At 68.4% G+C, this 12,922-nt stretch carries 15 protein-coding genes; 8 read left to right on the forward strand and 7 right to left on the reverse strand.

The annotated features are described in order from the left end of the window. The first annotated feature begins 11 nt into the window (after positions 1 to 11). On the forward strand, positions 12 to 1,259 hold the full coding sequence (locus P2L57_RS07395) for a glycosyltransferase (protein WP_275810221.1): 1,248 nt from the start codon (positions 12 to 14) through the stop codon (positions 1,257 to 1,259). Here P2L57_RS07395 and P2L57_RS07400 read toward each other — a convergent pair. Both P2L57_RS07400 and P2L57_RS07405 read right to left on the reverse strand, forming a co-directional pair. Further along, positions 1,186 to 2,001 carry a hypothetical protein gene (locus P2L57_RS07400; protein WP_275810224.1) on the reverse strand — a complete coding sequence of 272 codons (816 nt, stop codon included), beginning with the start codon at positions 1,999 to 2,001 and terminating at the stop codon, positions 1,186 to 1,188. The genes P2L57_RS07395 and P2L57_RS07400 overlap by 74 nt on opposite strands. Before the next feature lie 9 nt (positions 2,002 to 2,010). Then, positions 2,011 to 2,466 carry an Lrp/AsnC family transcriptional regulator gene (locus P2L57_RS07405; protein WP_275810227.1) on the reverse strand — a complete coding sequence of 152 codons (456 nt, stop codon included), beginning with the start codon at positions 2,464 to 2,466 and terminating at the stop codon, positions 2,011 to 2,013. 217 nt (positions 2,467 to 2,683) lie between these two features. Here P2L57_RS07405 and P2L57_RS07410 point away from each other — a divergent pair, with 217 nt between their 5' ends. Beyond that, positions 2,684 to 3,700 (forward strand): asparaginase, encoded by a 1,017-nt coding sequence (locus tag P2L57_RS07410; protein ID WP_275810230.1) that lies wholly within the window; start codon positions 2,684 to 2,686, stop codon positions 3,698 to 3,700. Positions 3,701 to 3,755: 55 nt separating this feature from the next. Then, positions 3,756 to 5,285, forward strand: coding sequence for an aspartate ammonia-lyase (aspA, locus tag P2L57_RS07415; RefSeq protein ID WP_275810233.1), 1,530 nt, complete (start codon positions 3,756 to 3,758; stop codon positions 5,283 to 5,285). A 214-nt stretch (positions 5,286 to 5,499) separates the two neighbouring features. Here the strand turns inward: aspA and P2L57_RS07420 are convergent, their stop codons facing one another. Beyond that, the gene (locus P2L57_RS07420) at positions 5,500 to 6,450 is read right to left on the reverse strand and encodes an LLM class flavin-dependent oxidoreductase (RefSeq protein WP_275810236.1); all 951 of its coding nucleotides are present in this window, start codon (positions 6,448 to 6,450) and stop codon (positions 5,500 to 5,502) included. Between the two features lie 361 nt (positions 6,451 to 6,811). Between P2L57_RS07420 and P2L57_RS07425 the strand changes: the two genes are divergently transcribed. Beyond that, a complete protein-coding gene (locus P2L57_RS07425; RefSeq protein WP_275811187.1) occupies positions 6,812 to 7,048 on the forward strand; it encodes an ATP-binding protein in 237 nt (78 codons plus the stop codon). A 169-nt stretch (positions 7,049 to 7,217) separates the two neighbouring features. Beyond that, complete coding sequence (locus tag P2L57_RS07430) at positions 7,218 to 7,520, forward strand: DUF5994 family protein (RefSeq protein ID WP_275811131.1); 303 nt, start codon at positions 7,218 to 7,220, stop codon at positions 7,518 to 7,520. Between the two features lie 96 nt (positions 7,521 to 7,616). Here the strand turns inward: P2L57_RS07430 and P2L57_RS07435 are convergent, their stop codons facing one another. Further along, positions 7,617 to 7,871, reverse strand: coding sequence for an SCO5918 family protein (locus P2L57_RS07435; protein WP_275810239.1), 255 nt, complete (start codon positions 7,869 to 7,871; stop codon positions 7,617 to 7,619). A 284-nt stretch (positions 7,872 to 8,155) separates the two neighbouring features. On the opposite strand from P2L57_RS07435, the gene P2L57_RS07440 reads away from it, so the two are divergent. Then, positions 8,156 to 8,359, forward strand: a complete 204-nt coding sequence (locus P2L57_RS07440; protein WP_275810242.1) for a cold-shock protein — start codon at positions 8,156 to 8,158, stop codon at positions 8,357 to 8,359. 185 nt (positions 8,360 to 8,544) lie between these two features. On the opposite strand, the gene P2L57_RS07445 is transcribed toward P2L57_RS07440, so the two are convergent. Together P2L57_RS07445 and P2L57_RS07450 are read right to left on the reverse strand one after the other, a co-directional pair. Next, on the reverse strand, positions 8,545 to 9,735 hold the full coding sequence (locus P2L57_RS07445) for an SPFH domain-containing protein (RefSeq protein WP_275810245.1): 1,191 nt from the start codon (positions 9,733 to 9,735) through the stop codon (positions 8,545 to 8,547). 28 nt (positions 9,736 to 9,763) lie between these two features. Then, positions 9,764 to 9,982: an NfeD C-terminal domain-containing protein gene (locus tag P2L57_RS07450; protein WP_275810248.1), complete on the reverse strand. Its 219-nt coding sequence runs from the start codon at positions 9,980 to 9,982 to the stop codon at positions 9,764 to 9,766. A gap of 940 nt (positions 9,983 to 10,922) precedes the next feature. Between P2L57_RS07450 and P2L57_RS07455 the strand changes: the two genes are divergently transcribed. Together P2L57_RS07455 and P2L57_RS07460 are read left to right on the forward strand one after the other, a co-directional pair. Next, entirely contained in the window at positions 10,923 to 11,831 is a 909-nt protein-coding gene (locus tag P2L57_RS07455; protein ID WP_275810252.1) for a glycoside hydrolase family 19 protein, read from the forward strand. Positions 11,832 to 12,077: 246 nt separating this feature from the next. After that, the gene (locus P2L57_RS07460) at positions 12,078 to 12,299 is read left to right on the forward strand and encodes a hypothetical protein (protein ID WP_275810255.1); all 222 of its coding nucleotides are present in this window, start codon (positions 12,078 to 12,080) and stop codon (positions 12,297 to 12,299) included. Between the two features lie 128 nt (positions 12,300 to 12,427). Here P2L57_RS07460 and P2L57_RS07465 read toward each other — a convergent pair whose 3' ends face one another. Next, positions 12,428 to 12,817 carry a hypothetical protein gene (locus P2L57_RS07465; RefSeq protein WP_275810258.1) on the reverse strand — a complete coding sequence of 130 codons (390 nt, stop codon included), beginning with the start codon at positions 12,815 to 12,817 and terminating at the stop codon, positions 12,428 to 12,430. Positions 12,818 to 12,922: the final 105 nt, after the last annotated feature.

A 12,922-nucleotide genomic window follows, 5' to 3' on the forward strand; every position in this document is an offset into this window, starting at 1 on the left:
CGCAGCCGACCATGCGCGTACTGATCGCCACCGCAGGATCGCACGGGGACGTCGTTCCCTACACCGGCCTGGGGCTGCGTCTGCGGGCAGCCGGACACGAGGTGTCGGTCGCCACCCACACGCGCTCCGCCGAACTGGTTCGTCGCTGTGGCCTGTGCTTCCATCCGCTGCCGCTGGACGATCAGGCCATGGGTGAACCGGGGCGGGGATCGGGGGATGGCGGCCGTGGCGTTCTCCTCTCCCCGGTCCAGCAGATGCGGCTGGCGCGCCAATTGGCACCGAAGATGGCCGATGCGGTGGCCGGCGCCTGCGCTTCCGGTGCCGAAGTCCTGCTGGTCTCCGGCAGCCTGGCGCCCCTGGGGTTGGTGGCGGCAGTTGGTCTGTGCCTGCCCAGCATCGGCGTCTTCCTCCAACCGCTGGCTCCCACCCGGGAGTTCCCGCCGGTCGTCCTCGGCACGCCGTCGCTGGGGAGGCTCGGCAACCTGACCGCGGGATACTGCGCCCAGTCCTTGCTGGCGTGTGCGTTCGGACCGGGAGTGCGTCATCTGCGGTGTCGGTTCGGTGTGACACGGCAGGCCCTGCGGCGCCGGTGGGCGACCTGGCAGGTGTACCACGGATTCAGTCCGGTGGTGGTCCCCAGACCCGTCGACTGGCGGCCGGGCATGGAGGTGGCTGGTTACTGGTGGCCGTCGCAGACCCTGGACTGGGAGCCCGAGCCCAGGCTGGCGGACTTCCTGCGGTCCGGCCCACCGCCGGTGTACGTGGGATTGGGCAGCATGGCGGTCGGTGACCCGGAATCGGTCGGGCGATGTGTGGCACGGGCTCTCAAACTCGCCAAGGTACGCGGCGTCGTGCAGGCAGGCTGGGCCGGGCTGTCGATCGAGGGGGACGATGTGCTCACCGTCGGTGAGGTCCCGCACGCCGAGCTGTTTCCGCGCATGTCGGCGGTCGTCCACCATGCGGGCGCTGGAACCACAGCGGCCGGCTTACGCGCGGGGGTGCCGTCGGTCCAGGTGCCGGTGATGCTGGACCAGCCGTTCTGGGCGTCGCGTCTGGTTGCCCTCGACGTCAGTCCGGGCAGTATTCCCTTGCGGCGGCTGTCCGCCGAAGACCTCGCCGCGGCCATCCGGAAGGCGGTGTGCGACCCTCGCTACCACCGGCGCGCGCGGCAGTTGGCGGTATCGATCAGAGCGGAGGACGGCGCTGGTCGCGTCCTGGCTGCGGTGGAGCGTCTGGCCGACGGAGGACGATGCCGGTAACCTGTGCGGCTCGAATGATCACCGCTTCTGGGCGAGCGACATATGCGTACTCGTTGATGACGCCGCCGAGGACGCGGGTGTGCAGGAGTGTGCGGTTGGCCGACGCAGGGACCGATGGTGCCGTGGTCGGGTTCGATGCTCCGGTGGGTTTCGGCGCGTTCGGGGCGGTCATCGCGTACCGCCGTGTCGTAGAGCTCAGTTGGCCGCCGTCGAGGCCGCGGGGGCGGCGGTGCAGGTAGTAGATCGCGGACTGGGCCGTGGCCGGGTCGGGGATTTTGGTCGGGTCGGTGTGAATGCCGAAGTAGCCTTCCAGGCCGTGTGTGGTGAGGACCGCGGTGGTCCGGGACGGCCTGGTGTCCATGCCCAACACTTCTGTGACCAGGGGTAGGCAGTCGGCCAGGTGCTGGCTGAAGGCCGTGCTGTGGACCGGCAGCACCGGCGAGCGACGGCCCTTGCGTGACAGTCGGCCGGTCAGTGGGTCCATCACCGTCCCGGCGGTGAAGTCGGCTTGCCGGGAGAGTGCGTACGAGAGGAGCGCATCGGCTCGGCCTGCCGCGAGGAAGTTCTCGAACCGGCAGATCGGCGTCGGCACGACTTCTTTGCGACCAGGCGGCGGTGCCAGCGCAGGGGTGCCGGTGACCGGGTGCGGGTAGCAGCGCGCGATAGGTGTGGTCGTCCACAGGACGGTGATCGACTTGAACGGGCGCGCTCCCGCACGGTCGTGCTTTACGCGCTCCCGCACGGTCGTGCTTCAGCGGTCGACTGGCAGGACACGTGGTTCCTTGATGCGTTTCATGATGATTTGCGAGTTGACTTCCGTGACGCCGGGCAGGGCGGTGAGCCGTTCGATCCACAGCTGCTCGTAGGCGGTGATGTCGGCGACGGCGATACGCAGCAGGCAGCCGGGGCTGCCGAAGAGTCGGTACGCCTCGATGACGTCCGGGATCTCCTGCAGAGCGGCCTCGACCGCCTCGACCGCCTCCCGGTCCCGACTGACCTCGATCGACACGAGTACCTCGAAGCCCCGGCCGACGGATTCGGGATCGATCACGGCGCGGTAGCCCTGGATGACGCCGTCCTGTTCCAGCTGGCGCACCCTGCGCAGGCAGGGGGAGGCGGTGAGCCCAACGCGTTGAGCCAGTTCCTGGTTGGGCAGCCGGCCATCCTGCTGAAGCTCGCGCAAGATTCTGCGATCAATCTCGTCCATGGCGCAATTATCCACTCCAATCACGCCTGCGACCCCGAGAATGCGCCACCAAATTGCGCACAATTCATCCTATTATTGCGTGCTGGCAGGCCCGCTGACCGGCGGTGTCGTAGGGGCGTGCACCGGAGCTGCCGCACGAGCCGACGCGGGGGGCGCACGACCGTTTCCGGCCGCTGCCGCTCCGGGCGGCGTTCATCTGTATGAGGAGCATGGACACATGGGACGCGTCGTCGTCATCAGTACCGGCGGGACGATCGCCAGCCGCTGGCAGGGTTCCGGATACGCCGCCGAGGCGCACGGCCGCGAGGTGCTGGCCGCCGCCGCGGTGCCGGAAGGGATCGTGATGGAGGTCGTCGACCTGTTCACCGTGAACAGCTCGCGGCTGACGGCGGCACACCAACTCACCTTGTTGCGCACGGTGCATGATGTGCTTGCCGATCCGGAAGTGGACGGCATCGTGGTCACCCACGGCACGGACACCCTGGAGGAGTCGGCCTTCCTGGTGGATCTCCACCACGACGATCCGCGGCCCGTGGTGTTCACCGGCGCACAGCGCCCCCTTGAGTCGGTGGGCGGCGACGCGGCCGGCAACCTCCACGACGCGCTGGTCACCGCCGCGTCGGTCCGCGACCTCGGCGTGCTGGTCGTCTTCGACGGCTCGGTACACGCGGCTCGCGGCACCGTGAAGACGCACACGCTCGCCCCCGACGCGTTCGGCGACCCGTCAGGCGAGCGCGTCGCGGATGTCGGCTCCGGCACCGTCTCCGTGCGCCGACGCCCCGACCGCCCGACACCGCTGGCTCTGCCGGGCGTGAACGTGACCGCACCGCGCGTCGACATCGTCATGCACCACTGCGACGCCGACCCGCTGTTCTTGAAGGCGGCGGTGGGCGCCGGCGCCCAGGGCATCGTGCTGGTCGGCACCGGCGCGGGCAACACGACTCCCGAGATCGCCGAGGCCGTCACCGCGGCGGTCGCATCCGGTGTGCTCGTGGCCCTGACGACCCGCGTTCCGGCCGGGCCGGTGGCGGAAATCTACACCGGTGGCGGGGCGGTCGACCTTGCCGCGGCCGGGGCGGTACTGACCGGCACGCTGCGGGCCGGGCAGGCACGGATCGCCGTCGTCGCCGCGCTGCTGGCTGCCGACGCCCCCGCCGCGCGCGCGAAGACGCTCCGGCGGATAGTCCACCGTCGCGTCGCCGCCCCGGCAGTCGCAGCACTCGGTCGCACCTGATCTGCCGACGTCCTTCGAAGCCCGCAAGCCCCGCCCCGTCATGAACAGGAATGTGATGGCACTCGCCACCGGCCCCTCCGACACAGCTGCCGCCGATCCGACCAGCACGGCCGGCGCCGCCCCGTCCAGCACAGCGGTCGCCCGCACGGGCGCAGCCCCGCGCCACCGCAGTGAGCATGACCTGCTCGGCGACCGCGAGGTCCCCGCCGCCGCCTACTACGGCGTGCACACCCTTCGCGCGACGGAGAACTTCCCCATCACCGGTACGCCCATCTCGGCCTACCCGGACCTCGTGGTCGCGCTCGCCTGTGTCAAGCAAGCCGCCGCCTCGGCCAACCGCGATCTCGGCCTGTTGGACGACCGCAGGGCGGCCGCCATCCAGGCCGCTTGCGAGGAGATACGTACGGGACGGCTGCACGACCAGTTCGTCGTCGACGTCATCCAGGGCGGGGCCGGCACGTCGACCAACATGAACGCCAACGAGGTCATCGCCAACCGCGCGTTGGAGATCCTCGGCCACGACCGCGGCGAGTACCGGCACCTGCACCCTCTTGAACACGTCAACGCCGGACAGAGCACCAACGATGTGTACCCGACCGCCGTCAAGGTGGCCCTGCACTTCGTCGTCCACCGACTGCTGGATGCCATGGATGTGCTGCGGCAGGCCTTCGCGGCCAAGGCCGACGAGTTCGCGGACGTCCTCAAGATGGGCCGTACCCAGCTGCAGGACGCGGTCCCCATGACGCTCGGCCAGGAATTCGCCGCGTATGCCGTCATGCTCGGCGAGGACCGGATGCGTCTGGAGGAAGCCTGTGACCTGATCCATGAGATCAACCTCGGCGGAACCGCGATCGGCACCGGCCTCAACGCCCACCCGCGATACGCGGCTGTCGCCCGCGACCACCTCAGAGCCATCACCGGCATACCGCTTACGGTCGCCGGAGACCTCGTCGAAGCCACCCAGGATGCCGGGGCGTTCGTCCAACTGTCCGGAGTGCTCAAGCGCATCGCGGTGAAGCTCTCCAAGACCTGCAACGACCTGCGCCTGCTCTCCTGCGGCCCGCGGGCGGGCTTCGGTGAGATCAACCTGCCGCCCGTACAAGCCGGTTCCAGCATCATGCCCGGCAAGGTCAACCCGGTGATTCCCGAAGTCGTCAACCAGATCGCCTTCGAGGTCATCGGCAATGACGTCACCGTCACCCTCGCCGCCGAGGCGGGCCAGTTGCAGCTCAACGCCTTCGAGCCGATCATCGTGCACACCCTGCTCAAGAGCCTGGATCACCTGCGAGCCGGATGCCTGACCCTCGCCGACCGGTGCGTCACCGGGATCACGGCCAACCGCGAACACCTCGCCCAGGTCGTTGGGCGGTCGATCGGCCTTGCCACCGCGCTCAACCCGTACATCGGCTACGAGCAAGCCACCGCCGTCGCCCAGGAAGCGCTCGCCACCGGCGGCAGCGTCCAGGAGCTCGTCCTGGCCAAGGGCCTGCTCACCAAGGAACGGCTCCGGGAGATCCTGCGACCGAACAACCTGGCCCGACCCCCGGCCCCGGTCCGGGCCGACGCAGCCCCCAACGAGGCGTGAAGCCGACTTCGCATGCGAACCGCCGCGGGGTGACGGACGGACCACGAGGATCCGGCGTCACCCCGCCGCGGTTCGGGGACGCAGGACAGACCCCACATGGGGGTACCGGCGTCTCCACGGCGACCTGCGCCCGCCCTGGGCGTAACGGCGGCCGCGTCCGGCAAAGGGCAACATTGCGCGATTCGGGGCTGCTGCGCCATCGCCGCTACCCGAGCTACGACGTGTGCTCGCCTGGGACAACCGCGAACTCTGGCATGACCTCGGCAGCCAGCCGCTCGGCGTGTTCGCCGGGCGCGAACAGCGGCGTGAACAACACGAGTTCGGCGCCAGCAGCGACAACCTCACGCAGCTGGCGGACACAGTCCCCGGGCGTTCCCGCGATCGCAGCAGCCTCGATCTCGGGCGACTGCCTCATATAGAGCGCGGCCAACTCGGCGTTGATCCGGTCGCGCGCCCGCTGGGCGTCGTCGTCCACCGCGATGTAGACGCGCTTGGCGATCGCGAAGTCCCCCGTCGGCCTGCCGGACTCGGCCAGCGCCCGCCGCACGATCTGGACCTGGTCGGCGAACTTCGCGGTCGGGACCTGGCCCGCGCCGAAGAAGCCACTGAACAGGCCGGGGCTCAGCACGGCACGCCGCAACGCGGTGCGCCCACTGCCGCCGAACCACAACGGCGGACAGGGCTTCTGGAAGGGCTTCGGCTCCATGGCCGCGTCCGCCAACTGCCAGAACTCCCCGGCGAAGTCGACGCGGGAATCACGCCACAGGCGCGTCATCACCTCGATGCCCTCGGTGAAGCGCGCGACGTAGCGTTCCGGGTCGACGCCGAAGGCCGCGAAGGGCCGTCCCTTTCCGCCCGTGCCGAACCCGATCTCGATCCGGCCTCGGCTGATCTGGTCCAGCGAACTGATGCTTTTCGCGAGGTGGACCGGGCTGTGCAAGGTGGACACGAACACCGCACATCCCAGGCGTAGCCGCTGCGTGCACGCGGCCGCGCAGGTCATGATCTCGATCGGTCCGAGCAGCGGCTTCGACCCCAGTGTCTGTTCCTGCGCCCACGCGCTGTCGAAGCCCAACTGCTCCACACGCGTGAGGTAAGCGCGGAACGCGTTGGGGTCGAAATCGCCGTCGGCATAGAACTGTGGGATCGAGATCGCGAATCTCATGCGGTGCACCTTATTGTGCGTCACTTACCGTGTACCGGGGCGCCACGCCGCTCGCGGGCGCCCGTACAGTACCTCGCCCTCCACGGAGCTCAGCTTCGGCACCTTCGCCCGGCGCGGCGGCTCCTGGTCTTCGCCAGCGTGATGACGCTGGGGCTGAACGTGGCGGACCCGCTGATCACCGACCAGGTGGACAAGGCTGCGTTCGACGCGGTCGGGCCACTGCTGCTGATCGGATGGGCCGAGGTGGGCCCCGGGATGTTGCAACCCATCAGTGGAGGCCCTGTAGGGGAGCCGACTGCGGTGACGATGGATGGGGGAATCGGAGGATCGTTCCAGATGCTGTGCCGGCCACCGCATCGAGTTGAGCGACGTGCAGGTCAGCCCCAGAATCGTATTTTCGAGCGGGACGGTCTGCTGCGCTTTCGCCCGCCTCGACGAGGCCCGCAGCCGAGACACCGGCGGCGCTGGCCTCGGCCTGGCCATCGGCCGCGAGATCGCCGTACGGCACGGCGGCACACTGCACGCGGCGGACAGCCCACGCGGGGCGCGACTGGTCACCGGACTTTCCCGCGCTGTCGACAGCGGCCCCGGTGCGTAACACCGGGGCCGTCCCTTTCGGGCCGCCGCACGTGAGAATGAACGACCCTGTTTTCAACAGTAGTCCGGATAATCCGGAATAGCGGAAACAATATGCACTATTCGAAGAGTGTTTCGGCGCCTCCGGAGTGCGTTTGGGGTTACCGAAGGCATTTCGTGCGTCGGTGATCATGCTGTGGCCGGATCCGCCGCGCCGGATCACGGTCGCCGGGCAGGCGGTCGATGTGGGATGGTTCCCGGCCGGGCGGGACCGGTGCGAAGTGTGCGTACCGTCCAACGGCGCGGGCCGCTGGGGCCTGCTCGTCGTGCCCCGCGAACGCGAATTCGGCGAGCCCGAAATGCTGATGGCCGCCGCCGGTTCTGTGGACCGACCCGCTGCCGACGCCTGGATCGCCGCGGCCACCGCCGACTGGATGTCCGGGGGCGAGCAGTGCGCCAGGGAGGCGCTCTGCGGCTCACCCCTGGTGACCTGATCATCGTCCTCGGTCCGGTGGGAATCCTGGACCGCCTGACGGACTGCGGCGCCGGTGCGCACCGCTGCCGCACCTACACCGCTGCCCTCGGCGCCTTCAGCCCTCCGCGGGGGCGGCGGCCGCGGGATGGCAGGTGAAGCCGAGACGCCTCATCGCGCGGGTGACCTCCGCCGCGGTGAAGTCCCGCCGGTCCTGGCGGGTGATCACCGCGCCCACCTGTTTGACCGGGTAGGTCCGCCGTCCGATCCGGACGGATTCGCCCACGATGAGCTCGGGCTTGATGCCGCTCATCGCCTGTTGCACCTCGCTCGCGATCAGATCGAAGGGGTAGCCGGCGATGACGCAGCGCATAGGGCCTCCGCGGAGGAAGATGGGGATGGCTGTGGGCCACCAGCGTCGCACAGGAAGGCGCAACCGCCAACAGCAAATTCCGCAGCGAAATCCATCGCCGCCACTATTTCTGTGGTACGTTGACGCAGTTGCGGTTTTGGTACCCATGAACCCTGTGTGCACCGGACGGTTATGTGAACCTCTGGTGCATTTTGTTTTTCCGGTCTTTCCGGATGGGTCATTGCGGCGACAGAGGTCCGCACGGTGCGGACCTCGTGCACTGCTCCCGAAGGAGATCGGTCAACATGGCAACTGGCACTGTGAAGTGGTTCAACGCGGAAAAGGGCTTCGGCTTCATCGAGCAGGACGGTGGCGGCGCCGACGTCTTCGCCCACTACTCGAACATCGCCACCCAGGGCTTCCGTGAGCTCCAGGAAGGCCAGAAGGTGAGCTTCGACGTCGTGCAGGGCCAGAAGGGCCCGCAGGCCGAGAACATCCTCCCGGCCTGACGCCGAGGAAACCACGCGACCGAGGCCCGCACCCGAAGAGGTGCGGGCCTCGTCCCGCTTCGTAGCGCGTGCAGCAGGTGACGCTGCTTCCAGGCCAAGATGCGGTCCAGCGGCTCACGCCGGCAGGTCCGCACCCAGGTTCTGGAAATCCACAGTCCCGCAGGTGAGCTGCTCACCGGAGTTCTTCAGGCCTGCTCCGGGGTCGATGCGGGGGCCGCTCCGTTCATGCTTGGTGCCGGGGTCGAGTTCCGTAGCGTCTCCAGGAGCGCCAACCCCTGTGCGACAACCCCCGATGCGACCTCGTTGACACCCTCGGTGCCGTTGAGGATGGTCAGGCGGGATCCGGCGATGCCCTGGGCGGCCGCCTCGGCGAGTGCCGGCAGGTTCTCCACGACGCGGTTCGCGGCGATGAGTTCCTGGTTGCCGTCCCTGAGCGACGCCGCCCGGGCGGTGTTGGCGTCGGCTTGTGCCTGCGCGATGGTCCGCTCGGTGTAGGCCCGACCGTCCGCCTCGAACTTCGCCTGGTCACGTTGGGCCTCGGCCAGGGTGCGCTGCCGGTACGCTTCCGCGTCCGCGGGGCGGCGTACCTCGGCCTCCAATCGCTGTGCAGCGAGGCCCGCCTGACGTTGCGCCAAGGCGGTCTGCTCTTCGATGACTTCTTGGGACGCCCTGGCTTCGGCCAACGGACCCGCCTGCGCAGCACGGGCGTTGGACTGCTCGGTCTCGGCCAGGAATCCCGCCCGCTTGATCGCCGTGTCGCGCTCATACTCGGCCTTCAGAGCGGCGGCCTGCTGTTCGCGCTCGGCGGCCTCCTGGTCGGCCTTCGCCTGCGCGATCCGGGCCTGGCTGGCGACGGCCGCGGCGTGCGGGGCCGCCAGGTTGTCGATGTATCCGGTTGCGTCCGCGATCTCCTGGATCTGCAGGGCGTCCACGACGATGCCCAGCTTTTCCATCTCGGTGTGGCTGGCCTCCTTGACCTCCTGCGCTACCCTGTCCCGCTCCCGGATGATCTGCTCGACCGTCAAGCCGCCAACGATGGAACGCAGATGACCTGCGAAGATACGGCCGGAAAGTTCTTCCATGCGGTCCTGTTCGGTAAGGAAGCGACGGGCCGCGTTGGCGATGGACGTCGAATCGTCGCCCACCTTGAACACCGCAACGGCGCGGACGTTGAGCCGGATGCCCTGCTGGGTGACGCACTCCTCGACGATCTCCGCCTCCCGAAGCGCGAGAGACAGCATGCGGGCCTTCTGCTTGATGGGAAGGACGAAGCTGCCGTGTCCGGTGACAATCCGGAACTGCGTCTCCTGCGCCTGGCGCTTGGAACCGGAGATGAGCATGGCCTCGTTGGGCGCGGGAACGTGCCAGAACAACATATGAGGCCTCCTGTCGTGTCGATTGCGGCTACGGGAAGGGCGCGACAATCACAGAGCGGGCCGACGTACGGTCCACGACGATCACGAGGGTGTGCTTGCCGATCGGCTTCTCGGACCAGGCCGCGAACGCCTCGCTCCCGCCGCGCACGGCGACCAGTACTTCGCCCGGCCCGTCCGCTGGGATCGAAACGGTGACCCGCCCGATGGCTCCGATCGGACTTTGGTCTGCCTCCTCCAGTGGCTCCATACATTCATCATCCCGCCCTCTGCCCCGACGGGCCCCTGGCCTGCCCGGACGGGAACCACGACGCTTGGCGCTCGGTCCGCGGCCGCCCCGGATACGCCTGCGGACGGCTGCCGGACGGGCACCCATTACGCGGGACGTCCCGGACAGCTCCACCGTACTCCCGGCGACCTGCGCAGGCCCCTGTCTGCTGTCGGTATGCGGGCAACGGCCGTGGGGCGGCAGTGGTGTGCGCAGACGTCTCCTCGTTCACTGCCCGGAGGTGAGTTCACGGACGACCTAAAGGGGGCGACTCGTCCCCGCGGCTCTGATGCGGCTTGCTGCCCTTTCCCGAGATGAGGACGACGTCGGCCCCGCCCCCCGCGCGGGTCAGGGCGAACGGGACGCCTGGCGGCGGTCGGCAGTTCGCTCGAACGGTGTGCACACCGCCAAGGCCGGGGGAGACCTGGTCCATGATTGGGATTTGCTCTCCGGCGATCTGGTATGGCCGCATGCTGGGGTCGAACGACTTGTTACGGTTGCGAACCGTTCGGTTACAGAAAGTTGCCGTGCGATGGGGAACTAGCGGGCTTTGAGGGGACCGGGAGCCGGGGCGTGTGGACTCGGCGTGGTCGCAGCCAGCTGGGCCAATGGCGTCGGCCGAGATTGCGGTCGGCGGTCGTCAGGGACTGATCGATGGCGTCGACGGCGTCGCGTGCTGCCTGCTGGGTCCGATGGCTGGAGAAGTTCGCGGTCGTGGAGAGCGTGGAGTGCCGCAGCGTCTTGGAGGCGACGGGCGGCGTCAGCCGCGGTGAATCAGGCAGAGCGCCCACCAACTCCCGGTCATGGCAGGGGAACTGGAAAAGCTTTACTGGTCTCTACCTTGACTGGTCCAGACCAGTGCGGGTTGAGTGGTGCGCGCTCGTCGAGCCAGCATCCCCCCACGCCGCAAAGGAGTGATCACGTGCTGAAACGGCGCGTCACAGGCTTACTCGCCGCGCTCGCGGTGGCCGGCACCATGGCAGTCGCCCTTCCCGCGTCCGCGTCCACCGCCTCGGCGGCACCGCGCCAGGCGCTGAGCTGCGGCAACTACCCCGACTGGGTCGCCGGCAGGTCGTACGTCACCGGGGACATCGTCAGATACTCCAACGGCCAGTACTACCAGGCCAGCCACGACAATCCGGGCTATGACCCCACCATCAGCACCTGGTACTGGGACCCCTACAGCTGCAGCGGTTCAGGGCCCGGTACTTCGGGATTCGTGGTGAGCGAGGCCCAGTTCAACCAGATGTTCCCCAACCGGAACCCCTTCTATACCTACAGTGGACTGACCGCAGCCCTCAGCGCGTACCCCGGCTTCGCCACCACTGGCAGCGACACCGTCCAGAGGCAGGAGGCAGCGGCCTTCCTCGCCAACGTCGCCCACGAGACGGGAGGTTTGCAGTACGTGGTGGAACAGAACACTGCGAACTACTCCCACTACTGCGACTACAGCCAGCCCTACGGCTGTCCGGCCGGGCAGTCTGCCTACTACGGTCGCGGTCCGCTCCAACTGAGCTGGAACTTCAACTACAAGGCGGCCGGGGACGCCCTCGGCATCGACCTGCTCGACAACCCGTACCTGGTACAGAACGACTCCGCGGTGGCGTGGCAGACCGCCCTGTGGTTCTGGGACACCCAGAACGGCGCGGGCAGCATGACCGCCCACAACGCCATGGTCAACGGCGCCGGCTTCGGGGAGACCATCCGTAGCATCAACGGCAGTGTGGAGTGCAACGGCGGCAACCCCGCCGAGGTGCAGGATCGCATCAACTACTACCAGAGCTTCACCCAGATCCTCGGCACCACCACCGGCGGCAACCTGGGTTGCTGAACCGGCCGGAGGCGCCCACAAGCCGAGCGTGGCTGCCGCCGCACCCCCGGGCGCGGCGGCAGCCGCATGTCGGGTGCGCGGTGGGACCGCGGCCGGCCCGGGGCATCGCTGTCACGTCGCGCGTCCACCGCGCGGGGCATCGCCGGGTAATGACGGTGGCAGGGCGCTCCGTGGCACCCCGTGGGCCCGCGGACTGGTGTGCGGGGTAGGTTTGCCACTCCGTTGGTTCGTGGGGAAGGTGGGGGCGTGGCCAAGCCTGTGCGTGCGGCTGTCGGCGACAAGTGGATCCGGTGCAACTTCTGTCAGGGCGATCAGTTTCGGGACCGTGAGGTGAAACTCAACAGCTCGGGCATGGAGTTCCTGAACCTGGGCTGGGCGAACGAGTCGGCGACCGCGCTGATCTGCTGGACCTGCGGGTACGTGCATCTGTTCGCGAACAGGAATATCGAACTGTACAAAGTGAAATAGGGCGAGAGGTCACGCCGCCTGCCAGGGGCCAGTAGACGGCGGTTCCACGTCGCGCCGGTCACGGCATCCTGCTGAGTACACACGGGCACGCGTCGCGTGGCGCTCCTCGCGACGTCTGGCCTGAACCCTTACCTCCCGGCGGCCAGGAGCACCAGTGCGCCGCATATCAGGGCGTATCCGAAGAGTGCGAGCCAGGCGCCGCGGTAGCCGAGCCGTTCGGCCCGCGCCGGGGAGCCTCCCTTGGCGGTCCAGCGCCAGGAAAGCACGGTGCCGACCACCGCCGCGAGGAGGAAGTCCAAAGTCGTCAGGTGAACGTAGTCGATGAGCGTCAGGCCATCCGTACTGGTGATCACCGTGTTCGCCTGTTGCATGTTGAGCACTTCTTCGTGACCAACTGCCGGTGCCGGGCGAGAGGGGTCCGCGGTGCCGGCCGTGGAGGTCTCGGTGAGCGCGGCCAAGACCGGCCGCTCGTCGTCCAGGCCGCGGAAGGCCTCGGCGACCTCACCGATCAAAGCCACCGGTTCGCACCCCAAGGCGCCACGCAGGGCGTTCAGCGTGAGGACTTCCCGGGCCGCGACCTCGGAAGGCTGTACGACCCCAATGACCCTGCATCATATGTACAG

This window comes from Streptantibioticus ferralitis, from assembly GCF_029223525.1.
GTDB classification, from domain to species: Bacteria; Actinomycetota; Actinomycetes; order Streptomycetales; family Streptomycetaceae; genus Streptantibioticus_A; species Streptantibioticus_A ferralitis.